Here is a 26,941-nt window from a genome sequence, read left to right on the forward strand (position 1 = left end):
GCCCCGCACCGATGCCGGGCTGCGCCGCGTGTTGATCGTGTTGTGCTCCACCGAGATCATCAGCTGGGGAATCCTCTACTACGCGTTTCCCGTACTGCTGCCAACGATCAGCTCGCAGACCGGGTGGTCGCAGGCCGCGATCACCGCGGGCTTCTCGGCGAGCCAGATCGTGGCAGGACTCGTCGGCGTGCCGGTGGGCAAACTGCTGGACCGCCATGGTCCGCGCGTCGTCATGACCACCGGCTCGATCGTCGCGGTGCCGGCGCTGATCATGCTGGCGACGGCTCAGTCGCTGGCGTGGTTCACGGTGGCGTGGTTGCTGATCGGTGTCGCGATGGCCGGGGTGTTCTACGCTCCCGCCTTCGCCGCGCTCACCCGCTGGTACGGGGCGAGGCGGGTGTCCGCGCTGACTGCGCTCACGTTGGTGGCAGGACTGGCCAGCACGGTGTTCGCGCCGCTGACGGCGGTGCTGAACACGCAGTTGGACTGGCGGGGCACGTATCTGGTGCTGGCGGGAATCCTTGCTGTCACTACGGTTCCGTTGCATCTGTTCGGGTTGCGGTTGCCGTGGCCGGAGATCGAGCACGAGGCGGAGCATCATCCGTCCGCGGTGGCGAGGAGCAGGGCGTTCATCGTGTTGACGATCGCGATGAGCCTGGCAGCGTTCAGCGTCTACGCGGTGGTGGTCAACCTCGTGCCGCTGCTGACCGAACGCGGGATGTCGACAGCGGCGGCCGCCGTGGCCCTGGGCCTCGGTGGGGTGGGCCAGGTACTCGGACGGCTCGGTTACGCCAGGTTGACCGCGAGGACGTCGGTGCGTACGCGGACGGCGCTGGTCCTGCTGGTGAGCGCGGTGGTGACGACGTTGCTGGGCGTTATCCTAGGCCCGGCCTTGCTGCTCATCGCGGGATCGGTGCTCGCAGGTGTGGCGCGCGGGATCTTCACGCTGGTGCAGGCAACCGCGGTCACCGATCGGTGGGGCGCTGTCCACTACGGACAGTTGAGCGGACTGCTTGCGGTGCCGGTGATGTTGACCGCGGCGATCGCGCCGTGGGCAGGCAGCGCGATGGCGGCGTGGCTCGGGGGATACCCGGCGGTGTTCGTGGTGCTGGGCGTGATCGGGGTGCTGGCGGCCGCGCTGTCGACCGCCAGCGTCCCGCGTTAGTCCAGCAGTTCGGCGACCAGGCCGCGCACGCGGCGGTCGATGTCGTCGCGGATCGGGCGGACCGAGTCGATGCCCTGGCCCGCCGGGTCCTCGAGCTGCCAGTCGAGGTAGCGCTTGCCGGGGAACACCGGGCAGGTGTCGCCGCAGCCCATGGTGATCACGACGTCGGAGGCTTCGACGTCCTCGGTCGTGAGCTTCGAGGGGACCTCGGCGGTGATGTCGAGGCCCCACTCGGCGAGCGCGTCGGCAGCGGCGGGGTTGACCTTCTCGGCGGGCGCCGAGCCGGCCGAGCGGACCGAGATCCTGCCCATGCCGTAGTGCTGCAGCAGTGCCGCGGCCATCTGGGACCGGCCGGCGTTGTGCACGCAGACGAACAGCACTTCGGGGGTCTTGGACACGTCGATCTCCTCCTGGCGGGCGTTTCCTTGGTTCGATAATGCCCGATCCAGGTGAACGGTTGGTGACACGACTTCCTCACGTCACGTACAGGTACAGCCCGCCTACGACGAGTGCGCCGCAGACGGTGAACCAGATGCAGGCGAAGGTCTTGCTTCCCTTTGAGAGGCTCGTGACGCCGAGCGCGAACGTCGCGACGATCCCGAGCGTCCCGATCAGGGTGACCAGCAAGACCTGCAGCATCAGTCGCCCAGGAGCTCGGACAGCAGGCTTCTCACGCGGCGGTCGATGTCGTCGCGGACCTCACGGACGCGGTTGAGCGGGGCGCCTACCGGGTCGGCGACCTCCCAGTCGAGGTAGCGCTTGCCGAGGTAGACCGGGCACGAGTCGCCGCAGCCCATCGTGACCACGACGTCCGCTGCCCGCACGACCTCGTCGGTCAGCGGCTTCGGGAACGCCTGCGTGAGCGGGATGTTCAACTCCGCCAGCGCTTCCGTGATCGCCGACGGGATGGACCCGCTGGGCTGGCTACCGGCGGATCGCACTGCGACCTTGCCGAACGCGTGGTGCTCCAACAGCGCAGACGCCATCTGAGAGCGACCGACGTTGTGCACGCAGATGAACAGCACCTGCGGCACCTCGACCTTGGTCAGACCCTGTGCTCGGCCATGGTCGGTCAGGCGCTGCTTGGCGAACCGCGCGGTCAACGTCGCGAGGTGCGTCTTGACCGTGGAGTTGGCGTTGAGCAGCTGATAGGTCTCCTCGACGAACTGCTCGACGGTCTCCCGGCTGAACACGCCGTGGAACTTGTCGGCCAGCTCGTCGGTGATGCGGAGCAGTTGGGCGGTGAGCTCGTGCTGAGGCAGGCCCTCGAGGCGGGTCATCAAGATCTCCTTGGACCGAAGATTGTCGATACAAAGCAGACCGGTTGCATCGACTTTTGTCAATCTAGGTCGTACCCTCGGGGTCATGGTGGAGCCCCGCGGTGAACTCCAGATGGACAACGGCGGCCACAAACGCTGCGTGTCACTCGGTCAGGGCATGGAACTGGCTGACGCGCGTCGCGTCGCCGAGGTGTTCAAGGCGCTGGCCAGCCCGCCTCGCCTCGAACTGCTCCGCCTCCTGCAGGAAGCGCCGGGCGGCGAATCCTGCGTCTGCGACCTCGTCGCCAGTCTCGGCCTGAGTCAGGGCACGGTCAGCCATCACCTGCGTGTGCTCGCCGAAGCCGGCCTCGTCCGCGGCGAACGTCGCGGAACGTGGGGTTGGTACGTCGCCATTCCCGAAGGTCTCGACGAGGTCCGGAGGCTGCTCGGTCAGCCCGTTGCCGCACAGTGATCCTGCGTTGGATCGAGATTTTTCAACGATAGTTTTCGATGTCACTCGGTGTTCACCTTCTGTTTAGAACGAGATTCTTCGATGCAGGGGTCCTCGAACGAGGGCTTGTCGAAGATCCCCGGCCCCGATCCGGGTCTCGAGCAGGAGGCACGTCAGTGACCATCCGCCAGGTGAAGCGTGCGCACGTGTTGTCCGTCGTGGCTGTCGCCGCGCTGACCCTGTCCGCCTGTGGTGGGCAGAACAACGGCAGTGGCTCCGAGAGCGGGGGTGAGCAGCTCTCCGGCCCCGTCGTCATCGACGGTTCGAGCACCGTGGAACCGCTGTCGATCGCCGCGGCCGAGCTGTTCATGGAGAAGAACAGCGGCGTCCAGGTGTCGGTCAGCGCCTCGGGCACCGGCGGTGGCTTCAAGAAGTTCTGCGTCGGCGAGACCGACATCTCCGACGCGTCCCGTCCGATCAAGGACGAGGAGAAGAAGACCTGCACGGAGAAGAACATCAGCTTCTCCGAGCTGCAGATCGCGAACGACGCGCTGACCGTGGTGGTGAACAAGGAGAACACCTGGGCGCAGTGCCTCACCGTCGCGCAGCTCAAGAAGATCTGGGAGCCGGACTCCAAGGTCGCCAACTGGAAAGAGGTCGACCCGTCCTTCCCGGACCAGAAGCTCGACCTCTACGGCGCCGGCGCTGACTCCGGCACGTTCGACTACTTCACCGGCGCCATCAACGGCAAGGAAGGCGCCAGCCGCAAGGACTACAACCCGACCGAGAACGACAACATCACCGTCCAGGGTGTGAGCGGCTCCAAGGGTGGTCTTGGCTACTTCGGCTTCTCCTACTTCGAGGAGAACGCCGACAAGCTCAAGGCCGTGAAGATCGACGGCGGCAAGGGCAAGGGCTGCGTCGAGCCGTCGGTGAAGGCCGCGCAGGACGGCAGCTACGCGCCGCTCGCCCGCCCGCTGTTCATCTACCCCTCCGACGCCGGCCTGAAGAAGGCCCAGGTCGAGAAGTTCGTCGAGTTCTACCTCGCGAACAACGACGAGATCGTCAAGGCCGCGCGCTTCGTCCCGCTGACCGAGGACCAGAAGAAGAAGGCCAAGGACGAGCTCGCCACGCTGCAGGCCAAGGCCGGCGGCAAGTGAGCACGAAGACTCGCGACGGTGGCCGTCCGGACTCGGGCGGCCACCCCGTCGCATGGGAAGGGCCGCCGGTCGACCTGACCGCGCAGAGCCCGCGCATCGGCGAGAAGATCATCAAGGCCGTGCTGGTGAGCGCGGCCGCGTTGTCGGTTCTCGTCACGGTCGGCATCGTCGCGTCGCTGTTCGCGCCGGTCGCCGAGTTCTTCACCCACGTCAGCCTCGGTGAGTTCCTGTTCGGCACCGAGTGGACGGCGCTGTTCGGCGACAAGTTCAACTGGGACGACAAGTCCTGGGGCGTTCTGCCGCTGGTCACCGCGACGCTGATGATCACTCTGATCTCGCTGGTGGTGGCGGTCCCGTTCGGTCTGGGCGCCGCGATCTACCTCAGCGAGTACGCCTCGCCGCGCGTGCGGAAGATCTTCAAGCCGATCCTCGAGATCCTCGCCGGCGTGCCGACCGTGGTCTACGGCTTCCTCGCCCTGACCGTGATCACGCCGATCCTCAAACCCCTGCTGGGCATCGAGGGCATCTACAGCATGATCTCGCCCGGCATCGTGATGGGCTTCATGATCGTGCCCACGATCGCCTCACTCAGCGAGGACGCGATGTCGGCGGTGCCGCTGGCGTTGCGGCAGGGCTCGTACGCGTTGGGCGCCAACAGGATGCAGACCACGATCCGCGTGGTGTTCCCGGCCGCGTTGTCGGGCATCGTCGCCGCGATCGTGCTGGGCATCTCGCGCGCGATCGGCGAGACGATGATCGTCGCGATCGCCGCGGGCAACATGCCGCTGTTCACCGCGGACCCGCTCAAGGGCGCGCAGACGATGACCGGGTTCATCGCTCAGGCCGCGAGCGGTGACACCCCGCAGGGCAGCCCGTCCTACTACGCGTTGTTCGCGATCGGCGCGCTGCTGTTCGTGATGACCCTCCTGATCAACATGATCAGCATCCGGCTGGTCCGCAAGTACAGGCAGGCCTACTGATGACCGCGACGACACTGGTTGTTGACCAGAGCCTGAAGTCCGGCCGCCGCAAAGGCGTGGGGTCGACCGTGTTCGCCATCGCACTGTGGGCGTGCCTGGCGATCATCTGCGCGTTCCTGTTCTTCGTGCTCGCGGTGATCGTCCAGAAAGGCCTGGCGCGGTTCGACCCGAACCTCGTCACCGAGCACCCGTCCCGGCTGCGACCGGACACCTCGGGTGTGAAGTCCGCGCTGTTCGGCACGATCTGGATCATGGTGCTGACCGCGCTCATCGCCTTGCCGCTCGGCATCGCGGCGGCGGTGTACCTGGAGGAGTACGCGGACGGCACCCGCTGGTGGAACCGGCTGATCGAGCTCAACATCCAGAACCTCGCCGCGGTGCCCTCGGTGATCTACGGCATCCTCGCGCTCGGGTTCGTCGTCCGTGGCCCGTTGTCGATCGGCGCGGTCCTGCTCGCGGGCGCGATCGCGCTGGCGTTGCTGATCCTGCCGGTCGTGATCATCACCTGTCGTGAGGCGTTGCGCTCAGTGCCGTCGGAGATCCGCTCCGGCTCGCTCGCGCTCGGCGCGACGCAGTGGCAGACCACGTGGAAGCAGGTGCTACCCGCGGCTGTGCCCGGTATCGCGACCGGCTCGATCCTCGCGTTGTCACGGGCGATCGGTGAAGCGGCGCCGCTGCTTCTCGTTGGTGCCACGACGTTCTTGACGTTCAATCCGGACGGCGTGTTCTCCCGCTACACCGTGCTGCCAACGCAGATCTTCAGCCTGGTGCCGCTGGACCGCGTCGAGTTCCGGGACCTGGCCTACTCCACGATCCTCCTGCTGATCATCGTGCTGCTCGTGATGAACGCGCTCGCGATCTGGTTGCGCAACCGCTATCAGCGCCAGTGGTGACACGCGAATGAAGGAGCGAGAACTCATGACCAGATCGGAGCAGCGAACCGTGTCCACCGAGCAGCGCACGAACAAGAGTGACACCGCATCGGAGAGCCAGGTGACCATCGAGCGCTCGAACACGGTGCCGCCCGTGGAGGGAGCACCCGACGGCGTGATCACCCTGAAGGACCTTGAAGTCTTCTACAGCGACTTCCGCGCGGTCACCAATGTGAACATGTCGTTCGGCAGCAGGGAGATCACCGCGCTGATCGGTCCCTCCGGATGTGGCAAGTCCACCGTGCTGCGGTGCCTGAACCGGATGAACGATCTCGTGCCCGGCGCCCGCGTCGAGGGCGCTGTCGCCTACCACGGCGTGGACATCTACGGCGAGGACGTGGACGTCATCGAGGTGCGCCGTCGCATCGGCATGGTGTTCCAGAAGCCGAACCCGTTCCCGAAGTCCATCTACGACAACGTCGCCTACGGCCCTCGCGTCACAGGCATGAAGGTGTCGGACATGGACAACGTGGTGGAGCGGGCGTTGCGTGGTGCCGCGTTGTGGGACGAGGTTAAGGACAAGCTCAAGCAGAACGCTTTCGGCCTGTCCGGCGGTCAGCAGCAGCGGCTGTGCATCGCCCGCGCCATCGCCACCTCACCCGAGGTGATCCTGATGGACGAGCCGTGTTCGGCGCTCGACCCGATCGCCACCGCCAAGATCGAGGATCTGATGGTGGAGCTCGCCTCGACCTACACGATCATCATCGTCACCCACAACATGCAGCAGGCTGCCCGCGTCTCGCAGCGCACCGGGTTCTTCACCGCCGAAGCCGACGACAAGGGGCAGCGCACAGGCCGGCTGGTCGAGTTCGACACCACCGAGCACATCTTCGGCAACCCCTCCGACGCCCGGACCGAGGCGTACATCACCGGACGATTCGGTTAAGCCATGACGGGCTCTGCGTTGGGGGCTTGGGAGTCCGACAGCTCACAGTTCCACACGCGGCGGCGAGCCTGTCTGGCGAACAAGGGCCGGGTCCAGAACCGGCTCGCCGTCCTCGTGGTGGATCACGACGCCGACGTCGTGCACCAGTTGCTCGACGGCTTCACCGGCCAGCCGGTGGAGCCGCGCGTCTGCCCTGACCCGGCAGAGGCGTTGCTGGTGCTCGGCCGGACGTGTCCGGACGCCGTGCTGCTCGGGCCCGCGGTGGGAAAGCTCGACCCGATCGACTTCCTCACGATCGTGCGCGCGGACGACCCAGATGTCCCGATCGTGGTCGGCGCCGGGCTGGGCTCGGGCGACTTCGCCGCGAGAGCGGCCGAGGCGGGCGCGACAGCGGTGGTGCCGCGCCCGTACCGCACCCAGCAGCTGCTGGCGTTCCTCGGATCGGTCGCGCCGAAGACCGACACGGTGGAGATCCGGCCGATGGTCATCGACCTCGGCCGGCTGCGCGTGGACGGCGCCGTGCCGCAGTTCTGGCTCGACGGCGTGCTCACGCAACTGCCGCCGATGGAGTTCCTCATGCTGCGCTACTTCGCCGAGAGACCAGGCGCGGTGGTCAGCCGCAACGAGCTCGTCGCGGCGCTGTGGGCGGACCGGCCGTCGGCCAAGAGCAACACGCTCAACGTCCACATCATGCGGCTGCGCAAGCGGCTGGGTGACGACGACCACAATCCAACGTGGATTCGTGTCGTTCGCGGCCTCGGATACCAGTTCGCCGTGCCGCCGGTAGTGTCGCGTTCACCGGACGTTCATTCCGATTGATGAACATGTCACCATGTCGACGATGGACCTGGACGCGCGAAGGGAGGCGCTGGTGGCGGTGCCTGACGAATCGGCCTCCGCCGCACGTCTCTTCAAGGCTCTCGCGGACCCCATCCGGGTTCAGCTGGTGGTGCTCGTGAGGCATGCAGCGAGCGGTGAGGCGTGCTTCTGCGACCTCGCCGACCAGTTCGAGATGCCTCAGTCCTCGCTGAGCCACCACCTGAAAATCCTGGTCAACGCCGGTGTGCTGCAGCGCGAACGACGTGGCACGTGGAGCTGGTACCGCCTGGACCACGACGTGTTCGACACCATGGAGCAGCTTCTGCGGCCCGGTGGCCCGCTGCGCGACGAGCCTGCCTCCGACTGCGACTGACCTGCCTCTTGCCGTGCGTCTCATCAGGCCGGGCTGATGTATCATTCCCGACTGATGTCACTCGATGCTGATGTGTTGAAGGTTCTCGCCGATCCGCTGCGCGCCAAGATCCTGGAGCTGCTGGCCGGCGAGGCGTTGTGCACGTGCCACCTCGTCGAGGAAACCGGCGCCAAGCAGACGAACGTGTCGAACCACCTCAAAGTGCTGCGCGAGGCCGGGTTCGTCGACACCGAGCCGTGCGGGCGCTTCACGTACTACCGGCTTCGCCCCGACGCCCTGCGTCGGATCGCGGGCAGTTTGACCGAGCTGGCCGACCGCGCCGACTCCGATGCCAGGAGGCCCTGTTGAGCACCACCAACCCGACGGCGGAGCAGGACGTCCTGCACCGGCTGTCCTTCCTGGACCGCTGGCTGCCGGCGTGGATCGGCCTCGCCATGGTCGCCGGGCTCGCGCTCGGAAGCTTCGTGCCTGGTCTGCAGGGCGTCCTGGAGGCGGTGAAGGTCGACGGAGTCTCGCTGCCGATCGCCCTCGGCCTGCTGCTGATGATGTATCCGGTGCTCGCGAAGGTTCGCTACGACAAGCTCGACACCGTCACCCGCGACAAGCGCACTATGGTGCTGTCGCTGGTGCTCAACTGGGTGCTCGGCCCGGCGCTGATGTTCGCGCTGGCCTGGATCTTCCTGGCGGACCTGCCCGAGTACCGCACCGGCCTGATCATCGTCGGCCTGGCGCGCTGCATCGCCATGGTCATCATCTGGAACGACCTCGCCTGCGGCGACCGCGAGGCCGCCGCGGTGCTGGTGGCGTTGAACTCGGTGTTCCAGGTGATCATGTTCGGTGTGCTCGGCTGGTTCTACCTCGACCTGCTGCCGGGCTGGCTGGGCCTCGACACCGCCTCGGTGGACTTCTCCGCGTGGGAGATCGCCAAGTCCGTGCTGATCTTCCTCGGCATCCCGCTGCTGGCCGGCTACCTCAGCCGCAAGCTGGGGGAGCGCTCCAAGGGTCGCGAGTGGTACGAGTCCAAGTACCTGCCGCGCGTCGGCCCGATCGCGTTGTACGGCCTGCTGTTCACGATCGTCATCCTGTTCGCGCTGCAGGGCGAGACCATCACGAACCGCCCGCTGGACGTCGTCAGGATCGCGCTGCCGCTGCTGGTCTACTTCGCCATCATGTGGGCGGGTTCGTACGCGCTGGGCAAGGCGTCGGGGTTGTCCTATGAGCGGACGACGACCTTGGCGTTCACCGCTGCCGGCAACAACTTCGAGCTTGCCATCGCCGTCGCGATCGGCGTGTTCGGCGTGACCTCCGGGCAGGCGCTGGCCGGCGTGGTCGGCCCGCTGATCGAGGTGCCGGTGCTGGTCGGGCTCGTGTACGTGAGCCTGTGGCTGCGGCGACGTTGGGTGGCACGCTCTGAAGTCTGATGTCGTGGTGATCGGCGGCGGCCAGGCTGGACTGGCCGCCGCCTACTACCTGCGCCGCGCTGGTCTGTCCTATGTGGTGCTCGACGCGCAGCCGATTCCTGGCGGGGCGTGGCCGCATGGGTGGAACTCGTTGCGGTTGTTCTCGATCGCGCGCCACAGCTCGTTGCCCGGCTGGCCGATGCCGGCCTTCTCGGACGGTTACCCGACCGCTGCGCACGTCGTCGACTACCTGATCGCGTATGAAAAGCGGTACGACGTTCCCGTGCAGCGGCCCGTTGTGGTGAGCTCGGTGAGCCGCGACGGCGACGAGCTGCTGGTGCACACCGATTCCGGAGCCTGGTCTACGCGGCACGTGATCAGCGCGACCGGTACGTGGTGGCGGCCGTTCCGGCCGCTGATGGACCTGCCCGGCCGCCAGCTGCACACCGTCGACTACCGAGACCCGCTGGAGTTCGCGGGGCAGAAGGTGGCCGTGGTCGGTGGCGGCAACTCCGGCGCGCAGATCGCGGCCGACCTGGTCCCGCACGCGTCGGTGACGTGGATGACTCGTCGTCCGCCGCGGTACCTGCCGGACGAGATCGACGGCAAGGCGCTGTTCGACATCGCCAGCCGACGCGCGGGTGGCGTGGGGGAACTCGGCGACATCGTGGCGGTGCCGCCGGTTCGAGAGGCTCGGGACAGCGGGCTGCTCGTGGCGACGCCGATGGACAACGACCTCCTCGCTGAAGCCGACATCGTGATCTGGTCCACTGGGTTCCGGCCTGCGCTTGGACACCTCGCACCACTGCGGCTGCGCGACGACCGCGGCCGCGTTGCGATGGACGGCACGACAGCCGTGGGGGAGCCGTGCGTGCACCTGCTCGGGTACGGCGGTTGGACGGGCGCCGCGTCCGCGACATTGATCGGCGTGGGACCTACCGCGAAGGCCACCGTGGCGAGGATCAGCGCAGCTCTGGGCGCTCGATCGTGAGGCCAAGCCGTTCCTGAGCTTCGCCGATCGCGGCGGCCAGGATTTCGTTGCTCAGCAGGCTGTTGATCGCGAGAGTCACCTGGATCACCCGTTTGTGGGGTGCACATGTGTCGACATCAGCCGATACGGGACGTAGAGGTCCCTGGCGTTGTAAGCGCTGCAGAGCTGGGCGACGTTCGCGAAGGTAGCTCCGCAGTGGGTGTCCTGTGCCCGCGGGCACAGTGCTGCTGCGGAAGGTATTGGACATGGTCGTCCTCGGGCGGGAGATGGTGTTCCCGGTGGCGGGGCGCCGCCGGAAACACCGCTGCGCTGGTGGAGCTGGAGGGCTGCCTGGAGTTCAGGCGGCTGGGAGGCGCCAGTCCTGCTGTGCTGCCCACTGCTCGAAGGTGGTGGTGGTCAGGCCGTAGTGGGCGGCGTGGTGGGGGCGTGCGGGGTAGCCGACGCGGTTGTTCCAGATCTGGCTGTCCGCCGAGGGTGCGCCGATGCGCTGCTCTTGTTCCTCCCATGAGAGGAAGATGGCGGTGGTTTCGCGGCCGGTGGTCTTGGAGAGGGTGTCTGCGATCTGGGGGTAGGTCAGGGCGTCGCCTGCGAACTCGATCTCGGCTTCGTGGAACTTGGCGGGGTCGGCCACGGCGGCGGCGACGGCTGCTCCGAAGTCGTCCGAGCAGATGAGCGCCATCACGGCCTGTGGGCTCGTAGCGGTGATCAGCTTGCCCTCGGACAGGCCGAGGGACTGGGTGTCCCACCTGGCCGGGAGGAAGTTGTCCATGTAGTAGGCGGGCTTGAAAATGGTCCAGCGCTCCAGGCCCGCTTGCCGGATCGCGTCCTCCGCAGCCTCCTTCTCGTCCCAATAGGCCTTCATCAGGTCGGATAGCTCGTAACCGGGGTGCTGGCTTCGCCAGCCGGTCCCCGACACGGATGTGTGGATGATCTGGGTGACGCCGGCCCGCTTGGCCGCGGTGGCGATGTTGCGGGCCTTGCGCTGCTCGGCGCCGGGATCGGCCGGGTCGACGCCCGCCAGCTGCACGGAGAAGACCACGTCGTGTCCGGCAGTGGCAGCCTCAAGGGATGCGATGTCGTCCATGTCTCCGGTCGCAAGGGCGACGCCCTGCCGGGCAAGCGCCTGGGCGGGGACCGAAGACGGGTTGCGCACGAACGCGGTCACGGGGTGGCCCGCGCGCAGGAGTGCCTGAACGGCAGCGCCGCCCTGCATCCCCGTCGCCCCGGTGACCAGCACTTTCGCCTTGTCTTGACGTGACACGATACGCCTTCCTTTTAGTACGGCACGTTCTCGGAGGTTGTCGGGCGCGTCAGCCTGACAACTAGAGACGATACAGTATCGAGTCTAGGTCGTATCGAGTTGACGATCTGTGTCTTCCAGCACGGTCGGTGGTCGGGCCGTCAACGACGCGGAGTGGCCCGCATGGAGCCGGTGGTGACGGCTTCAGGTCGTGTGGGTGCTGATGAGGGGAAGCAGGACCTGGTCCACCAGGCGTGCGACGCCCTCAGCGTCGAGAACGGCGCCGAGCAATGCTTCCTGCTGCAACAGGACGGCGATGACCGCGTCGATTTCCAGCCTGCCCGGCGACAACAGGCGCTCGACCGTGTCCGCGGCGATCTCCCCACGTCCTTGGCCGCGCTGCAGGCACGCCGCGATCCCCTGCCGCTGGGCGGCGATGTAGCGCTCCCGCAGGGTGTCGGTGATCTGAGGATGGGAAGCGGCCGTGGCCGCCAGCAACGCCGTGAAGCGGCGGCCCTGAGGCTCGAGGCACCCGGAGCTGCGCGCCAGCGTGGCGATCAGGTCGTCACGCAGCGTCGCGGCAGTCGCCTCTTCGTCTGGCGCCGGGGACAGCATGATGCTCTCCAAGGCGTCGGCGACCAGGTCCTCGCGCGAGGACCAGCGACGGTAGACGGTGGCCTTGGCGACCTTCGCGCGTGTGGCCACCGCCCCCATCGTGAGATCCGCGTACCCACTTTCGGAGATCAAGTCCAAGACCGCCTCGACAATGCGGGCGTCTCGCGCCTCGTCGCGGACGGGCCCGAAGGCGCCGCCGGGACGCTGGCGCCCAACTGGTCGGACAGGCCTGCTCATACACACGACCGTACTGCGCGTAACCGTTTGGCGTTGCCGGGTGGGTACGCCCGCGCCGCGTCAGGGTTCTTCGTGGACATGGCTGACTTCACCGGACCGGCGATAACGCTGCCAGTCGCGAACGGCTTGTCAGCGAGAGGAGCGGAGTGTCCGCCGAGCCTTGACTTCGCCGAAATACTCAACGATCATTGACTCAATGAACGTTGAGTGGTCTTCCTCGGTGGTGGAGCGGGCACGTCTGCACGCGGTGCTCGGCGAACCTGCACGGCTGGCGATCGTCGACCGGCTGCTTCTCGGCGACGCCTCGCCCAGCGAGGTCGGTCGCGAACTCGGCCTGCCCAGCAACCTGCTGGCACATCACGTGAAGCTGCTCGAACAGGCGGGTGTGCTGGAGCGCATTCGTTCAGAGGGAGACCAGCGCCGCAACTACCTGCGGCTGCGCGCGGACGCGCTGACCGGGCTCGGCCCGGCCGGAAACCGAACAGCGCCACGCGTGGTGTTCGTCTGCACCTACAACTCGGCGCGCTCCCAGCTCGCCGCGGCGCTGTGGAAGAAGCGCAGCGCCGTGCCCACCGCCTCCGCCGGCACGAAGCCCGCGGACGGAGTGCACCCGCTCGCGGTCGCGACCGCCGAGGCCCACGGCATCCCGCTCGCCCGCGCGGACACCGCCCATGTCGAGGACATCTTGCGGCCGGACGACCTCGTGGTCGCCGTCTGCGACAACGCCCACGAACAGCTCGGTGACCTGGAGCGCCTGCACTGGTCGGTTCCCGACCCGGCCCGCGTCGGCACCGAAGACGCCTTCGAACACGCCTATCTCGATCTCGCCGACCGGGTCGACCGGCTGGCCCCCGTCGTTCACCAGCTTGGAGAAGACCGATGACACTGAGCATCGACCAGCAACTCGCCCTCAAGACCGCCGCTAGCCGCCTGCGGCAGCAGTTCCACGGCATCTTCGGCACCGAGACCATCGAACGGTTCCTGAGCACCAGCTACGACCAGTTCGCCTCGAACAGCACCATCCCGAACTATCTGCCGCTGCTGGCCGAACGGTTCGCCCGCCAGCGCCTGCACGCCCTGGCCAAGGTCGAAGGCCACGTGACTGACAACAAGCCGGTCGTGCTCTTCCTCTGCGTGCACAACGCCGGCCGCAGCCAGATGGCGCTCGGCTTCTTCGAAGACCTCGCCGGCGACCGCGCGGTGGCCTGGTCCGGCGGCTCCGAGCCCGGCAACGAGATCAACCCGGCGGCCGTGGAAGCCATGTTCGAGCGCGGCATCGACATCTCCCGCGAGTTCCCCAAGCCGTGGACCGACGAGATCGTTCGCGCCGCCGACGTGATCGTCACGATGGGCTGCGGCGACGCGTGCCCGGTGTTCCCCGGCAAGCGTTATCTGGACTGGACGCTCGACGACCCTGCGGGCAAGGACGTCGCTGACGTGCGCCCCGTGCGTGACGAGATCGAGCTCAGGGTCCGCGGCCTGCTCGACGAGCTCGGGGTCGAGGCCCGCGTCTGACAACGGGAGCGAGGACCGTCCGAACCGGACGGTCCCCGCTTGGTCAGTCGTTCCCACTAACCGATCCCGGCCATCGGTAGCCGAGTCCTAGTCGCCGATCCTGCCTCGATCGGATCGGCGCACCGCGACCACGGACGGTCGCGCGATCGTGCCCGGACCGCCGGGCCATGTCGATCCCGGCTTCTCGACCGTCGCGCCGTCGATCTCGCCTGGATGCTGCACCGCGACGATGATCCGCCGCTCCTCGATGATCGGCCCGCACGTCTCCGCGCCGATCGGCACCGTGAGGAACTGCTTGACCTGACCGCGATACCGGCCCTCGACCGCTACGCCGAACAGGCCGTCGTTGGAGCCGAGCGCGCTGCCGTCGGTCGCGATCCACAGGTTGCCGTGGCCGTCGAACGCCAGGTTGTCCGGGCACGACACCGCCGACACCTGGTCCTTCGGGAACCCGGCGAAGTACGTGCTCGGGTCCGCCGGGTCACCGCACACCAGGAACAACCGCCACCGGAAGCTGGTCGCCGCCGCATTGTTGCGCGACTCCATGACTTCTATGATCTGGCCGTGCCTGTTGCGGGTGCGCGGGTTCGCCTCGTCCGGCGCCGCCTTGCCTGCCACGCCGCGGTCGGAGTTGTTGGTCAGTGCGATGTAGACGGTCCCGTTGTCCGGGTGCGGCTCGACGTCCTCGGGCCGGTCCATCTTCGTCGCGCCCACCTTGTCGGCTGCGAGGCGAGTGAAGACGTAGACCTCGGCGGCTGTCATACCCCGCACGAACGACGTGTTCCCGCTCGCCAGTGCGACCCATTCGCCGGTGCCGTCGAACGCGCCGTCCGAGGGCAGCTTGCCGGTGCCGTCGATCTCGGCGGCAGGGCTGTCGCCGGTGAACTTGGCGACGTAGAGCGTGCCCTCGTCCAGCAGCGTCAGGTTGTGCCGGCGAGCCGACTCGCTGCGCCCGCGCTTCATCCGGTTCTTCGAGACGAACTTGTAGAAGTAGTCGAACCGCTCGTCGTCACCCATGTACAGCACGACGCGGCCGTCAGGGGTGAGCCGCGGCTCGGCAGCCTCGTGCTTGAACCGGCCCAGCGCGGTCCGCTTGCGCGGCACGAAGTCCGGGTCGAACGGGTCGATCTCCATGACCCAGCCGTGCCGGTTGACCTCGTTGGGCTCCTGCGCCACGTCGAAGCGCTTGTCGAACCGCTCCCACTTGCGCTCACTCGCCAAACCGCGCAAGCCGTAGCGGGCGAGGCGGACCTTCGTGTCCGGGTCGGTGACGAGATCGGCGTTGCCGAAGTATTGGTTGAAGTTCTCCTCGCCGGACAACACCGTGCCCCACGGCGTGACGCCGCCACCGCAGTTGTTCAGCGTGCCCAGCACCGTGCGCCCAGCCGGATCCGCGGACGTCTTGAGGAACGCGCTTCCCGCTGCGGGACCGGTGAACTGGAGCTTGCTCGTGGCCGTGACGCGCCGGTTGAGGCGGTGCTTGGCCGGGGAGAGCTTGCCTCGGTGGTCCTCGAGCACGACGACGCTCAGCCCATGCGCGGCCCAGGCGATCTCGACCTGCTCGCGAGTCGGGTTGGCCGCGCTGTACCCGGCGAACATCACCTGCTCACTGGTGTACTCGTGGTTCGCGACGAGCACGAGCCGGTCATGGTCCAGCTCCAGCAGCGCGAGGTAGTCGACGTTGAAGCCGAACTGCTTCGCCTGCGCGGCAGCGGTCTGCTTGGCGGCGTCGAACGCCGGCGCGCCCGGCAGAACCGCGTCACCCCAGCGGATCACGACGTCCTGCGAGTAGCCAGGCGGCACGACCACGGCGTCGAGCTTGTTGTGCGCCACCGGTTCGAAGCGCAGGCCACGAGCACCACGGCCACCGCCGAGGCGCAGATCGGCCTCGACATCCGCCGCCGCCGGTACGGCGACCGCGGCGGTTCCGGCAGCGGCAAGCGACAGCACGGCCGTGGTCTTGAGCAGCGAGCGACGAGAGACCGCGCTCGTGATCACGTCACCGAGGTAGGGGTTGTCAGAGGTGTTGGGCGCCTCGTGGAAGCAGGCGTCGCCGCAGCGGTAGCGGCAGGTCAGGGCAGAACGCCCGGCGTGATTGGTCGACGCCAGGGCCAGCGGGATGATTCGCTGGTCCGTGGTGGGACGCGGCGGCACGGTACCTCCATGCGAGTCCGTTCGGGAACGACATGAGCCGAACGCGTAGATCGGTTTATGTCGATCCAGGACACTAGGTGGTGCTCCCGGTTCGCACGCGAAGCGAACGTGAACAGCAGGCGAACCCTGCTCCACCTACGCCGGAGTGCGCTCTCTGCTCACGCTGGCCAGCAGTGCGGACATCCGGTCCGTGGTCTCCGGGCGCACCCGGTAGTAGACCCACGTGCCGCGGCGCTCCGAGTCGACCAAGCCCGCCTGGCGCAGCAGCTTGAGGTGATGCGAGATCGTCGGCTGCGAGAGCTCGAACGCCGGCGTCAGTTCGCAGACGCAGACCTCGCCGGACGGCCGCGATGCGATCAGCGACAACAGGCGCAGGCGCACGGGATCGCCGAGCGCCTTGAACACCGTCGCCATTTCCGCGGCCTGCTCCTTGGCGAGCGGCTCCTCGGACAGCGGCTCGCAGCAGCCCTCGCCTTGGTTCGACATACTTCAATATTGACTCGCCTTCGCCTCCAGTGCAAACATGACATAGACAAACTTCGATACAGCCTGGAGGAGTGCCATTTATGAGCGAGCAGATCGAACTGCGCGAGACCGTCCGAGCCCGCTACGCCGCAGCCGCTATCGCCGTCAGCGAAGGTGGGGCCGGGTGCTGCAGCGGGCAAGCTGTGGAGGTCGACGAGACCTTCGGCGCAACGCTCTACCCGGCAGCCCAGCGTGACGAACTGCCCGCCGAAGCGGTCGCCGCCTCACTGGGTTGTGGCAACCCGATCGCGGTTGCCGAGCTGCGTGAGGGCGAGCGGGTGCTGGACCTGGGCTCCGGCGGTGGCATCGACGTCCTGCTGTCCGCACGCCGTGTCGGCCCGACCGGCAAGGCCTACGGCCTGGACATGACCGACGAGATGCTGGCGCTGGCGCTCTCGAACGCCGGCAAGGCAGGCGCCACCAACGTCGAGTTCCTCAAGGGCAACATCGAAGCCATCCCGTTGCCCGGCAACACCATCGACGTCGTGATCTCCAACTGCGTCATCAACCTCTCCGTCGACAAGCCCGCCGTGTTCGCCGAGACCTTCCGCGTCCTGCGGCCCGGCGGCCGTCTCGGTATCTTCGACGTCGTCGCGGACGACCACCTCACGCCTGCGGAGCGAGCCGGACGCGGCTCCTACGTCAGCTGCATCGCCGGAGCACTCACCTTCGCCGAGTACCGCGAGGGCCTCGGAGCCGCCGGGTTCACCAACATCGAGATCACCCCGACGTTCGAGGCCGCTGACGGCATGCACGGGGCCATCGTGCGCGCGACCAAGCCGATCGAATCGGCGGCCGCATCTGTTGCGGCACAGGGTGAAACGTCATGTTGCGGGGTTAGCGCGTGCTGCACGCCGACTGAGCGGTCGGTCGAACCGGGCGTCACGGCGGCCGAAGCGAAGTCCGTTGCCGGATGTGGCTGTCAGTGACTTGTATTCGGCATCAGGGACAGGCTTACCGTTGACGGTCGTGCTCGCCGGATTCGCCAGGTGGGGCCGCCGAGGTGCTGACAAGATGATCAGCTCGATGGACATGCCAGCAGCATCACTGCGGTCAGCGCTGCGGACGCGGTAACGATCGGAAGCGCTGCGGCGGTGATGCCGGCGATCCCACAGGAGAGCAGCCTTTGGGTGCGGTTCGGCATCCGGCGCCGTCGTTGCAGGCGGTCGAGCCGCGTTCCCAGCGCGTCTCTGCTCATCGCGAGTGCTGAGTTCGGAACTCCGTGGCGGGACACCCGTATCAGTGCCTCGCGGACGGTTTCGACGCCGTGTGTGCGTGCGGAGGTCAGGTCGGCGGCCATCTCGACGAGTTCGCGGATCGTCGTTGCCGCTCGTGTGAACAGTGGCAGGACTGGGAGTGTGGCGGCTACCGCGTCCGCGGCGGCGACCAGCAGGTGATGGCGACCGTCGAGGTGGGCTCGCTCGTGGTCGAGCACGGCGTCGACCTGGCTGGGGGTCAGATGGCGGTGCAGTCCTTCCGTCGCAACGACGACGCCGGGCTTGCCCGCGAGGCTGAACGCCAGGGGACGGTCGTGGTCGAGCCACACGGTCGGGTGCGGGCCGGCTTGTCGTCGTCCGGCGACGCGCAGGATCGAAAGGTGTTCCTGGCGAGCGCGGGCATGTTGACGGGTGCTGCGGGCGCCGACGACCACCAGCCGGACGAGGAGCGAGGTCAGCAGTACGCCACCGGTCAGGCCGCTGATCACCTCGATCGTCGGCGTGGTGCCATGCCGCACGGAGTCCCAGCAGTGGTGCAGGGTGTCGAGAACGCCGAGACCGTGCTCGGGAAGCACGAGCAGTACCACGGCCACGGTCGAGGTGATCACCACGGCGGCGATCGAGGCGATCCACGCGACCAGGGCCACCACGGGGTCGCTGACTCGCCACAACAGGCGCGGCGCCAGCCAGCCCGCTGCGGCGGACCCGAGCAGCAGCGCCAGGGCGACTGTCATCGTCCGGAGGCTTTCCTGCGCAGTGCGCGGCGCAGTACCGCCGACTCTTCGGCGGTCGCGGACTGTGCGAAGTGCAGTAGCGCGGCTTGAGGGTCGCCGGAGGCGATGAGCACGTCTCGCACGGCGTTCGCGGCGGCTTCGGCGCGGGTGATCGTGGGCTGGTATCGGTAGGCGTTGCCCTCGAGTTCGCGTGTCACCCAGTCCTTGCGGTGCAGGTTGTCCAGCACGGTGAGCACGGTGGTGTAGGCGAGTTGTTTGCCGGTGTCGAGCCGTTCCAGCACCTGACGCACCTTGAGCGGCTCGCGGGCGTGCCACAGCACGTCCATCACCGCCGCTTCCAGCTCACCGAGCCCGTGCATCGATCACACCCTTTCCGCAACGGTGAGTATGCCTGCCCAGCGAGAGGGTCTTGAACCTGAACTCCCTTGTTCGCCTGTCAAGGCGGAGGATGCCGTTGAGGTGCTGGAGGCGACCCCCGCTGCAGGCCCTCAGATCCTGAGCCCTGTCACGCCGCGCGGCTTGTAGACCGCGAGAGGGTGTCGAAGTCGAGAAGGTGAAGCCGCAGCACGGCCGCGCGGCTGAGGAAGACGCCGTGGGCGTAGCCGAGAAGTGGCCCGGATCCCGTGAGTTCGTAGGCGATCTTCGCGCCCGCCCTGGTGACATAGCTGTCCTGCATGACTGCCCCCTCAGCGTGGAAGTGGTCCGGCTCGCGGATGCGCGAGCCGGACCACGGATCAGACGGTCTGCTTGTTCGCGCTGCGGAAGCCCCGCAGGCGCAAGCTGTTGCTCACGACGAAGACCGAGGAGAACGCCATCGCGGCTCCGGCGATCATCGGGTTGAGCAGGCCGAGCGCGGCCAGCGGCAGGGCAGCGACGTTGTAGGCGAAGGCCCAGAACAGGTTGCCCTTGATGGTGCCGAGCGTGCGCCGCGACAAGCGGATCGCGTCGACCGCCGCGCGCAGGTCGCCGCGCACGAGCGTGAGGTCGCTGGCCTCGATGGCGACGTCCGTGCCCGTGCCCATGGCGAGCCCGAGGTCGGCCTGCGCGAGTGCGGCAGCGTCGTTCACGCCGTCGCCGACCATGGCCACGACACGCCCCTCCGCCTGCAGCCGCTTGACCACCTCGACCTTGTCCGCCGGCAGAACCTCGGCGATCACCTCGTCGATGCCGACCTCGGCGGCCACAGCCTGCGCCACGGCCTCATTGTCACCGGTGAGCAGCACCGGCCGCAGACCGAGCTGACGCAGTCCGGCGATCGCTTCGGCCGAGGTGGGCTTGACCGCGTCGGCCACGACCAGCACACCGCGAGCCTCGCCATCCCACGCCACCAGCACGGCGGTACGACCCTTGTCCTCCGCTTCCTTCTTCGCGGTGACGAGGTCTTCGCCGAGCCGGACGCTCCACTCTTCGAGCAGCCGGGCGCGGCCGACCAGGACGGCGTGCTCGCCGACGACACCCTGCACGCCAAGGCCTTCCAGGTTCTGGAAGCCTTCGACCGCTGGAAGTGCTCCGACCCGTTCCGTGGCACCGGTGGCGATGGCCTTGGCAATCGGGTGCTCGGAAGCGTGCTCCAGAGCACCGGCCAGGCGCAGCACCTGCTTCTCGTCGACACCGTCAGCGGCGTGCACCTCGACCAGGCTCATCTGGCCGGTCGTGACCGTGCCGGTCTTGTCGAGCACGACCGTGTCAACACGACGGGTCGACTCCAGCACCTCGGGACCCTTGATCAGAATGCCCAGTTGGGCACCGCGACCGGTCCCGACCAGCAACGCCGTCGGTGTGGCCAGGCCGAGCGCGCACGGGCAGGCGATGATCAGCACCGCCACAGCGGCGGTGAAGGCCGCCGAGGCACCCGTACCGGCACCCAGCCAGAACGCCAGCGTGCCGCCGGACAGGGCGATGACGATCGGGACGAACACCGCGGAGATCCGGTCGGCGAGCCGTTGCGCCTCGGCCTTGCCGCTCTGCGCGTCCTCGACGAGCTTGGCCATCTGCGCGAGCTGCGTGTCCGCGCCGACCCGAGTCGCACGCACCACCAGCCGTCCGCCCGCGTTGACCGTGGCGCCGACGACGGCGTCACCGGTGGCGACCTCGACGGGCACGGACTCGCCGGTGATCATGCTCATGTCGACCGCGGAGCTGCCCTCGTCGACCACGCCGTCGGTGGCGATCTTCTCGCCGGGACGGACGACGAACCGGTCGCCGACCCGCAGCTCGTCGACACCGATGCGCTCTTCGCGCCCGTCCCGCAGCACTGCGACGTCCTTGGCCCCGAGTTCGAGCAAGGCACGCAGAGCCGCACCGGCGCGGCGCTTGGACCGTGCCTCGAAGTAGCGTCCGGCGAGGATGAACGTCGTGACGCCGGCGGCGACCTCGAGGTAGATGTTGCCCGAGCCCGACGCGCGCTGGACGGTGAAGTCGAAGCCGTGGGTCATGCCCGGAACGCCTGCGGTACCGAAGAAGAGTGCGTACAGCGACCACGCGAACGCCGTACCCACACCGAGCGAGATCAGCGTGTCCATCGTGGCCGCACCGTGCCGCAGGTTGGTCCACGCGGCCTTGTGGAACGGCCACGCGGCCCACACCACGACCGGCGCGGCGAGCGTCAGTGACAACCACTGCCAGTACGTGAACTGCAGCGCCGGGATCATCGCCAGGGCGATCACCGGCACGCTCAGCACGATCGAGGTGATCAGTCGCTGGCGCAGAGGGCGAGTCGGGTCGTCCTCCTCGACCTTCACGTCCGACTGCGGGGGAGCGGGGAGTTCTGCGGTGTAGCCGGTGTTCTCGACGACCTCGACCAGGTCCGCGGCGGTCAGCGACTCGGGGAAGCTGACCCGAGCCTTCTCGGTGGCGTAGTTCACGGTGGCCTGCACGCCTTCGAGCTTGTTGAGCTTGCGCTCGATGCGCGCGGCGCAGGAGGCGCAGGTCATGCCGCCGATGGACAGTTCGATCTCACTTGCCGGTGAGCTCATGGAACGCGCCTCCTCTGCGAGGGTCTCGTGCTCAGCCACCGTGACCACCGTGGTCGTCCGTCGGCGTGGGCGTGGCGGTCGTTGGTGCGGACGCGGGTGCGGAGCCAGTGGTGTCGAGCGTGAAGCTCGCCGTGCGGACCTTGCCCTCGTGCTGGAAGTCCAGGAACAGCCGGTACCGGCCCGACGTGGGTACCTCGACCGCGAACTTCACCTCAGGCCCCGCACCAGGTCCGTCCTGCGGGTGTACATGCAGGTAGGCGAGATCGGCCGCGCGCAACGCGACCAGGTGGCCGTTCGCGCCGAGGTAAGGCTGCAGGTCCGTTACCGGCTCGCCGTCCTTGGTGACCGTGGTGGTCACGGTGGACTCGGCGCCCGCAGTGAGGTCGCCGGACAGCCGGACGACGTAACCATCCACCGCGGACTCGCGAGAGTCCTTGGTGAACTGCTGCGGCTTGTACGTGCCGGCAACTTGGACGTCCGCCCCCAGCGTGGTCTTCACGCCGTTCTCGGGCTTGAAGTCCGCGAACACGCGGTAGCTCCCGGCTGTGGGAAGAGTGAGCGGAACCGACCAGGTGCCGTCCCCGGCCATCTCCGGATGCACGTGCTGGAAGCCGGAGCCGTCCCGGCGCACCAGCACGAGGTGGAGCTTCTTCTCGTGCTCCACGTCGAACTTGGTCACGGTGTCACCGCTGACCGTTCCAATCTTGAAGCTGAACGTCTGTTGTGTCCGCGCGGGCAGGGTGTTCTGCGCCAGGTCGAGCACGTAACCGTTGTCCGCAACGGAAAGTCCTGGTGGGAGCTTGCTTTCAGCCTTGCTGTCAGCTGAGCCGGACTGCTCGGCGCCGTGCTCCATCGTGTCCGGCGTTGCCGGCCCGCCCAACGGTCCGGCGGCGGCGCCGGCAGCCCATGCGCCGCCGAAGACGATCGCCAGCACACCCGCGTAGGCGGCCACCTTCGTGGCGGTGTTCATCTGGCTGCCCCTCAGCTGCTGACCAGCGTGTAGCCGGCCTCGGTGACTGCGGCGCGGACGTCGTCCTCGGCGACCGGCTGGTCGCTGGTGACGGTGACCTTGCCGCTGTCGAGCTCGACGGCCACGTTCTGCACGCCGCCGATCTGGCCGATCTCCTCGGTCACCGAGCTGACGCAGTGCCCGCAGGTCATGCCGCTGACGGTGAAGACGGACTCGGACATCAGGTGCTCCTCAGATGTGGTTCGAAACGTTCGGAATCAGGAGCGGACCAGACGGGCGATGGCATTGGTGGCCTCGGCGATCTTCTCGTCCGCGGTCGTGCCGCCCTCGGTGATGGCCTGGCTGACACAGTGCTTGAGGTGCTCGTCCAGCAGGTTGAGCGACACCGACTGCAACGCCCTGGTGGCGGCGGAGATCTGGGTGAGGACGTCGATGCAGTACTCGTCGTTCTCAATCATCCGCTGCAGTCCGCGCACCTGACCCTCGATGCGCCGCAACCGCCGCAGGTGGTCTTCCTTGTTGCTGGTGTAGCCGTGCATCTACCGCTCCTGTCGATCGGTCCACCGCGCGGCCGGTCGTGGATGACCGGGGGAACGATGGGCGCTTGCCATCTTTATACCCATGGGGGGTATGGGTTTGCAAGGAGTTCGGCGATACGGGCTAGGGGTATACGACGCGAGGTGACGCTCGGTGCCCGATCAGGCACAGCCAGGTAGTCGTTCGGCATTGCATTCGAGGTTGCCCGGCGCGACGAACTCCTCTGGAGCACGCAGTGACTGCGCAAAACTACTGTTTGTCGTAGTAGAGGCGGATGGATCCCCGCCAGCGCGCCTTGCTGGACTTCCTGTCACGGCCAGCGAAACGCCGGACGGATTGCTACACGCGCTCCGTCCGGCATTCAGCGTTTCAGCTCTATTTGAGCAGCGCCTGCATCTCGGTGATCTCCGCCTGCTGAGCGGCGATGATGTCCTGCGCCAGCTTCTTGGCGTCGGCGCTGGCGCCCTTCTCCTGCTCCGTCTTGGCCATCTCGACGGCACCCTGGTGGTGCTTGATCATCATGTCGAGCCACATGCGGTCGAACTCCGCGCCGGTGGCGCCGTTGAGCTTCGCCATCTCCTCGGCCGTCATCATGCCCGGCATGGAGCCGTGGCCCGAGCCGTGATCCATGCCCGGCATCGACGTCGAGGCGGGAGCGGCGCCCCACTCCGTCAGCCACTCGGTCATCGTCTTGATCTCGGGGTCCTGTGCCGCCGCGATGCGCTTGGCGAGGTCGGTGACCTTCGGGTTCGTGCTTTTGCCCGGGACCATCGCCGCCATGTCGAGCGCCTGCTGGTGGTGCCCGATCATGTCCTGCGCGAACTTGACGTCCTGCTCGTTGTGGCCGTCCTGCTCGGCCGTGGAGGACGGCGGCGTCGTGGTCGAGCCGTGCTGCATGCCCGCCATGTCGTTGCCGCTGCCGCAGCCCGCGAGGAGCGCGACCGCCACTACGCCGGCGACGCCGAAACCAATTAGGGACTTCTTCATCGTGTGCAACTTTCTGTGCTGGGAACTTGACCGTCCGGAGAACCGGTGTCGATCACAGCCTCAGCACGCACAACGAGTTCAGCAGCCAACGGCCGTAGCGAGGGGGCGGTCTGGCAGGTGCACGTGACCATGCCGGAGCGGGCGCCGCCGGTTCGTCAGACGGACGGATCAGGTGCAGCAGCAGCCAGCCGAGCAGAAGGAACGACGCCACGGCGCACAGGATCGCCATGCACATGTGCAACATGTCGTGTGCGGGTGTGGGCTCCGGCTCGTCCGGCGCTTGGTGGTCACCGTGGGGGCTGGCCGCGGCAGATGCGTGCTCGCCGGGGGTTTCGGTGCCCACGTTGACGTGATGCATCCCGACAACGCCGAGAACGAGCAGGCAGAACAGGGCCCACTGGGCCACTGTTCGCTGCGCTCTCCCGTTCATGCCACTACCGTACCTAGTAGGTTCCATCAACGTCCTCTACGGGTGACCGTCGCAACTGGTTCACCTCGATCACTCATATCAGTCTTGACACCCCTAGGGGGTATAGGCGTAGCGTGCTCGCCGAGATACCCCCCAGGGGTACCCAGGCTTGAAGGGGAAAGTTATGGAGCACGGCAGCGCACAGCAGAGTCTGACCAAACTGGCCATATCGGCGACGCTGCACTGCCTCACCGGCTGTGCCATCGGCGAGGTGCTCGGTATGGTGATCGGCACGGCGCTGGGCTGGTCCGCCCTGTCGACCATCGCGCTCGCGGTCGCGCTGGCCTTCGTGTTCGGTTACGCGCTCACCATCCGTCCGGTGCTCAAGTCCGGCCTGCCGCTGCGTGCCGCGATCGGCGTCGCGTTCGCCGCCGACACCGTGTCGATCGCCGTCATGGAAATCGTCGACAACGCGGTGATGCTCCTCGTGCCCGGTGCGATGGAGGCGGGCCTGGCCAGCTGGCTGTTCTGGGTCAGCCTCGCCTTCGCGCTGGCTGTGGCATTCGTCGTGACGGTCCCGGTCAACCGCTGGCTGATCTCGCGCGGCAAGGGACACGCGGTGGTGCACCAGTACCACGGTGACGGCCACGAAGGCCATCACCAGCACTGAGTGAACTGTGGCCGCGAGGACTTCGCGGCCACAGTCCTCCAGATCTTTCGTTTGCAGGGGTGGGCGCACAGCGCTGTCGGGGCACACGTCTGCCTCGTCAATACCCCCTACCGGTATGGAGTACTGAAATGTCCCGTGTGGAGCAGGTGAACAGGCGCAGGTGGTGGGCGCTCGCCGTCATTGCCGCCGCCCAGTTCATGGTCATCATGGACACCTCGATCATCGGGGTGGCCCTGCCGCGGATCCAGGCGGATCTCGGCTTCTCCCAGGAGAACCTGTCTTGGGTCTTCAACGCCTACGTCGTCGCCTTCGGCGGGCTGCTGCTGCTCGGTGGCAGGCTGTCCGACCTGCTCGGTGCCCGCCGCATGTTCGCCACTGGCTGGCTGGTCCTCCTCGTGGGCTCCGTCATCGCCGGCGCAGCGGGGGAGATCTGGGTGGAGCTGCTCGGTCGTGCGGTGCAGGGCGCGGGAGCCGCGCTCATCGCTCCCTCGGCGCTGACCCTGTTGATGATGCTGTTCGGCAGCGAACCGGCACAGCTCGGCAAGGCGCTCGCGATCTACGGCGCAGCGGCTCCGGCCGGTGGAACGGCCGGTGTCTTCCTCGGCGGCGTGATCACCGAGTACCTGAGCTGGCCATGGGTCTTCTACGTCAACGTGCCGATTGCGGTGGTCGCACTGATCGCCATCCCGGCCCTGATGCCCGCGGGTGCTGCTCAACGCGGCTCCACCGACCTGCTCGGTGCGATCACGGTGACGGCTGGTTTGGCGGTAGCGGTGTACGCCGTCGTGCGCGCCCCGGAAGCGGGATGGGCCTCGGCCGAAACGATCGTCGGCTTGATCGTCGCCATCGTGCTGCTGGGCGCGTTCCTGCTCATCCAGGCCAAGCGGAAGGCCCCACTCGTGCGGCTCGGCATTTTCCGCACGTCCCAGCTCGGCGCGGCGAACATCGCCCAGTTGCTGCTCGGTGGCGCGTGGATCCCGATGTGGTTCTTCCTCAACCTCTACCTGCAGCAGGTGCTCGGTCTGGGTGCCTTCGCCAGTGGCTCGGCGCTACTGCCGATGACCACCGCGATCATGGTGTTGATGGTGTTCGTTGCTCCGCGGCTGACCGCCCGGTTCGGCGTCAAGCCGATGGTGGTCACCGGGCTCGTCGTGCTCGCCGCCGGTCTAGGGTGGCTGGCACTGGTGCGCCCGAACGGCGACTACTGGCTCGATGTCCTGCCCGCGTCGCTCGTGGCTGCCACCGGCATGGCCCTGGCCTTCATCCCCTCGCTCGGTACCGCCATCTCCAGTGCCCGCCCGGAGGAGGGTGGTCTCGCGTCGGGCATCGTCAACACCAGCTACCAGATCGGGTCCGCGCTCGGACTGGCCGCCATGAGCGCGCTGGCCGCCTCGTACGGCGCCGGTCAGCTCGGTGACGCCGATGCCCTGACCAGCGGTGTGTCCGCCGCGTTCATCGGTGCCGCTGGCATCGCGTTCACGGGCGCGATCACCGCGGGCGGCACCCTGCGTGGCCGTCGTGCCGTCGCCGCCGCAGAGCGCGAGCCGGTGAAGGTCTGAGTCATTCCCCGGTTGTCGCCCGCCTCGCGTCAGTGGGCGACAACCTTCTGTCGGGAGCACTCACGCGACGACTGCACGCTCCCGGCCTGGCCGAAGCGCCGACGAAGCCCGCTCGCCGAGATCATCGGGCGACGCGGCCCGGTGGGGCATGGTGACGGCGGCGGCGACCGATGAGCAAGGA

At 67.6% G+C, this 26,941-nt stretch carries 32 protein-coding genes; 16 read left to right on the forward strand and 16 right to left on the reverse strand.

Features of this window, described 5'->3' with window-relative positions; translation table 11 throughout:
* Positions 1-28: 28 nt before the first annotated feature.
* Complete coding sequence (locus tag IEY88_RS14010) at positions 29-1,165, forward strand: MFS transporter (RefSeq protein ID WP_229693359.1); 1,137 nt, start codon at positions 29-31, stop codon at positions 1,163-1,165.
* Here IEY88_RS14010 and IEY88_RS14015 read toward each other — a convergent pair.
* From IEY88_RS14015 to IEY88_RS14025, 3 genes are all read right to left on the reverse strand, one after another.
* On the reverse strand, positions 1,162-1,563 hold the full coding sequence (locus tag IEY88_RS14015) for an arsenate-mycothiol transferase ArsC (RefSeq protein ID WP_189155124.1): 402 nt from the start codon (positions 1,561-1,563) through the stop codon (positions 1,162-1,164). The genes IEY88_RS14010 and IEY88_RS14015 overlap by 4 nt on opposite strands.
* 76 nt (positions 1,564-1,639) lie before the next feature.
* Complete coding sequence (locus tag IEY88_RS14020; protein WP_189155125.1) at positions 1,640-1,804, reverse strand: hypothetical protein; 165 nt, start codon at positions 1,802-1,804, stop codon at positions 1,640-1,642.
* Positions 1,804-2,445 (reverse strand): arsenate reductase ArsC, encoded by a 642-nt coding sequence (locus tag IEY88_RS14025; RefSeq protein ID WP_189155126.1) that lies wholly within the window; start codon positions 2,443-2,445, stop codon positions 1,804-1,806. Before IEY88_RS14025 ends, IEY88_RS14020 begins: the two co-directional genes overlap by 1 nt.
* An 85-nt stretch (positions 2,446-2,530) precedes the next feature.
* Here IEY88_RS14025 and IEY88_RS14030 point away from each other — a divergent pair, with 85 nt between their 5' ends.
* The 10 genes from IEY88_RS14030 (at position 2,531) to IEY88_RS14075 (ending at position 10,416) form a co-directional block, all read left to right on the forward strand.
* Positions 2,531-2,896 carry an ArsR/SmtB family transcription factor gene (locus tag IEY88_RS14030; protein ID WP_229693360.1) on the forward strand — a complete coding sequence of 122 codons (366 nt, stop codon included), beginning with the start codon at positions 2,531-2,533 and terminating at the stop codon, positions 2,894-2,896.
* A gap of 170 nt (positions 2,897-3,066) precedes the next feature.
* The gene (locus tag IEY88_RS14035) at positions 3,067-4,035 is read left to right on the forward strand and encodes a PstS family phosphate ABC transporter substrate-binding protein (protein ID WP_229693361.1); all 969 of its coding nucleotides are present in this window, start codon (positions 3,067-3,069) and stop codon (positions 4,033-4,035) included.
* A complete protein-coding gene (pstC, locus tag IEY88_RS14040; protein ID WP_229693362.1) occupies positions 4,032-5,015 on the forward strand; it encodes a phosphate ABC transporter permease subunit PstC in 984 nt (327 codons plus the stop codon). The genes IEY88_RS14035 and pstC overlap by 4 nt, the downstream gene beginning before the upstream one ends.
* Positions 5,015-5,908, forward strand: coding sequence for a phosphate ABC transporter permease PstA (gene pstA / locus IEY88_RS14045; RefSeq protein WP_189155128.1), 894 nt, complete (start codon positions 5,015-5,017; stop codon positions 5,906-5,908). The genes pstC and pstA overlap by 1 nt, the downstream gene beginning before the upstream one ends.
* A 25-nt stretch (positions 5,909-5,933) precedes the next feature.
* On the forward strand, positions 5,934-6,833 hold the full coding sequence (pstB, locus tag IEY88_RS14050; RefSeq protein ID WP_189155129.1) for a phosphate ABC transporter ATP-binding protein PstB: 900 nt from the start codon (positions 5,934-5,936) through the stop codon (positions 6,831-6,833).
* A gap of 3 nt (positions 6,834-6,836) precedes the next feature.
* Positions 6,837-7,652 (forward strand): response regulator transcription factor, encoded by an 816-nt coding sequence (locus IEY88_RS14055; RefSeq protein WP_189155130.1) that lies wholly within the window; start codon positions 6,837-6,839, stop codon positions 7,650-7,652.
* Between the two features lie 13 nt (positions 7,653-7,665).
* Complete coding sequence (locus IEY88_RS14060) at positions 7,666-8,025, forward strand: ArsR/SmtB family transcription factor (RefSeq protein WP_189155131.1); 360 nt, start codon at positions 7,666-7,668, stop codon at positions 8,023-8,025.
* A 54-nt stretch (positions 8,026-8,079) separates the two neighbouring features.
* Positions 8,080-8,373: an ArsR/SmtB family transcription factor gene (locus tag IEY88_RS14065; RefSeq protein ID WP_229693363.1), complete on the forward strand. Its 294-nt coding sequence runs from the start codon at positions 8,080-8,082 to the stop codon at positions 8,371-8,373.
* Positions 8,370-9,446: an ACR3 family arsenite efflux transporter gene (gene arsB, locus IEY88_RS14070; protein ID WP_308425977.1), complete on the forward strand. Its 1,077-nt coding sequence runs from the start codon at positions 8,370-8,372 to the stop codon at positions 9,444-9,446. The genes IEY88_RS14065 and arsB overlap by 4 nt, the downstream gene beginning before the upstream one ends.
* 4 nt (positions 9,447-9,450) lie before the next feature.
* Positions 9,451-10,416, forward strand: coding sequence for an ArsO family NAD(P)H-dependent flavin-containing monooxygenase (locus IEY88_RS14075; protein ID WP_229693364.1), 966 nt, complete (start codon positions 9,451-9,453; stop codon positions 10,414-10,416).
* A 337-nt stretch (positions 10,417-10,753) separates the two neighbouring features.
* On the opposite strand, the gene IEY88_RS14080 is transcribed toward IEY88_RS14075, so the two are convergent.
* Complete coding sequence (locus IEY88_RS14080) at positions 10,754-11,677, reverse strand: NmrA family NAD(P)-binding protein (protein ID WP_189155133.1); 924 nt, start codon at positions 11,675-11,677, stop codon at positions 10,754-10,756.
* Between the two features lie 183 nt (positions 11,678-11,860).
* Positions 11,861-12,508, reverse strand: coding sequence for a TetR/AcrR family transcriptional regulator (locus IEY88_RS14085; RefSeq protein ID WP_189155134.1), 648 nt, complete (start codon positions 12,506-12,508; stop codon positions 11,861-11,863).
* A 196-nt stretch (positions 12,509-12,704) separates the two neighbouring features.
* On the opposite strand from IEY88_RS14085, the gene IEY88_RS14090 reads away from it, so the two are divergent.
* Together IEY88_RS14090 and IEY88_RS14095 are read left to right on the forward strand one after the other, a co-directional pair.
* Positions 12,705-13,391, forward strand: coding sequence for an arsenate reductase/protein-tyrosine-phosphatase family protein (locus tag IEY88_RS14090; RefSeq protein ID WP_189155135.1), 687 nt, complete (start codon positions 12,705-12,707; stop codon positions 13,389-13,391).
* Positions 13,388-14,023 (forward strand): arsenate reductase ArsC, encoded by a 636-nt coding sequence (locus IEY88_RS14095; protein ID WP_189155136.1) that lies wholly within the window; start codon positions 13,388-13,390, stop codon positions 14,021-14,023. Before IEY88_RS14090 ends, IEY88_RS14095 begins: the two co-directional genes overlap by 4 nt.
* 87 nt (positions 14,024-14,110) lie before the next feature.
* Here the strand turns inward: IEY88_RS14095 and IEY88_RS14100 are convergent, their stop codons facing one another.
* Positions 14,111-16,177 (reverse strand): PhoX family protein, encoded by a 2,067-nt coding sequence (locus tag IEY88_RS14100; RefSeq protein ID WP_229693365.1) that lies wholly within the window; start codon positions 16,175-16,177, stop codon positions 14,111-14,113.
* A 135-nt stretch (positions 16,178-16,312) separates the two neighbouring features.
* Positions 16,313-16,663: an ArsR/SmtB family transcription factor gene (locus tag IEY88_RS14105; RefSeq protein ID WP_189155137.1), complete on the reverse strand. Its 351-nt coding sequence runs from the start codon at positions 16,661-16,663 to the stop codon at positions 16,313-16,315.
* Positions 16,664-16,743: 80 nt separating this feature from the next.
* Here IEY88_RS14105 and arsM point away from each other — a divergent pair, with 80 nt between their 5' ends.
* Positions 16,744-17,631 (forward strand): arsenite methyltransferase, encoded by an 888-nt coding sequence (arsM, locus tag IEY88_RS14110; RefSeq protein WP_189155138.1) that lies wholly within the window; start codon positions 16,744-16,746, stop codon positions 17,629-17,631.
* 89 nt (positions 17,632-17,720) lie between these two features.
* Here the strand turns inward: arsM and IEY88_RS14115 are convergent, their stop codons facing one another.
* The 9 genes from IEY88_RS14115 to IEY88_RS14155 form a co-directional block, all read right to left on the reverse strand.
* Positions 17,721-18,653 (reverse strand): M56 family metallopeptidase, encoded by a 933-nt coding sequence (locus tag IEY88_RS14115; protein WP_189155139.1) that lies wholly within the window; start codon positions 18,651-18,653, stop codon positions 17,721-17,723.
* Positions 18,650-19,012 (reverse strand): BlaI/MecI/CopY family transcriptional regulator, encoded by a 363-nt coding sequence (locus IEY88_RS14120; RefSeq protein WP_189155140.1) that lies wholly within the window; start codon positions 19,010-19,012, stop codon positions 18,650-18,652. The genes IEY88_RS14115 and IEY88_RS14120 overlap by 4 nt, the downstream gene beginning before the upstream one ends.
* A gap of 146 nt (positions 19,013-19,158) precedes the next feature.
* Positions 19,159-19,329 (reverse strand): hypothetical protein, encoded by a 171-nt coding sequence (locus IEY88_RS14125; RefSeq protein ID WP_189155141.1) that lies wholly within the window; start codon positions 19,327-19,329, stop codon positions 19,159-19,161.
* Positions 19,330-19,387: 58 nt separating this feature from the next.
* Complete coding sequence (locus IEY88_RS14130; RefSeq protein ID WP_189155142.1) at positions 19,388-21,628, reverse strand: heavy metal translocating P-type ATPase; 2,241 nt, start codon at positions 21,626-21,628, stop codon at positions 19,388-19,390.
* Between the two features lie 31 nt (positions 21,629-21,659).
* A complete protein-coding gene (locus IEY88_RS14135; RefSeq protein ID WP_189155143.1) occupies positions 21,660-22,598 on the reverse strand; it encodes a DUF8832 domain-containing protein in 939 nt (312 codons plus the stop codon).
* Positions 22,599-22,609: 11 nt separating this feature from the next.
* Complete coding sequence (locus IEY88_RS14140) at positions 22,610-22,819, reverse strand: heavy-metal-associated domain-containing protein (RefSeq protein WP_189155144.1); 210 nt, start codon at positions 22,817-22,819, stop codon at positions 22,610-22,612.
* A gap of 36 nt (positions 22,820-22,855) precedes the next feature.
* A complete protein-coding gene (locus tag IEY88_RS14145) occupies positions 22,856-23,137 on the reverse strand; it encodes a metal-sensitive transcriptional regulator (protein WP_189155145.1) in 282 nt (93 codons plus the stop codon).
* 373 nt (positions 23,138-23,510) lie between these two features.
* On the reverse strand, positions 23,511-24,122 hold the full coding sequence (locus tag IEY88_RS14150; protein ID WP_189155146.1) for a DUF305 domain-containing protein: 612 nt from the start codon (positions 24,120-24,122) through the stop codon (positions 23,511-23,513).
* A gap of 52 nt (positions 24,123-24,174) precedes the next feature.
* Positions 24,175-24,552 (reverse strand): DUF6153 family protein, encoded by a 378-nt coding sequence (locus tag IEY88_RS14155; RefSeq protein ID WP_189155147.1) that lies wholly within the window; start codon positions 24,550-24,552, stop codon positions 24,175-24,177.
* Positions 24,553-24,715: 163 nt separating this feature from the next.
* On the opposite strand from IEY88_RS14155, the gene IEY88_RS14160 reads away from it, so the two are divergent.
* Together IEY88_RS14160 and IEY88_RS14165 are read left to right on the forward strand one after the other, a co-directional pair.
* Entirely contained in the window at positions 24,716-25,201 is a 486-nt protein-coding gene (locus tag IEY88_RS14160) for a DUF4396 domain-containing protein (protein ID WP_189155148.1), read from the forward strand.
* A 128-nt stretch (positions 25,202-25,329) separates the two neighbouring features.
* Positions 25,330-26,760 carry an MFS transporter gene (locus IEY88_RS14165; protein WP_189155149.1) on the forward strand — a complete coding sequence of 477 codons (1,431 nt, stop codon included), beginning with the start codon at positions 25,330-25,332 and terminating at the stop codon, positions 26,758-26,760.
* The last annotated feature ends 181 nt before the right edge of the window (positions 26,761-26,941 follow it).

This window comes from Lentzea pudingi (genome assembly GCF_014646255.1).
In the GTDB taxonomy this organism is placed as follows: domain Bacteria; phylum Actinomycetota; class Actinomycetes; order Mycobacteriales; family Pseudonocardiaceae; genus Lentzea; species Lentzea pudingi.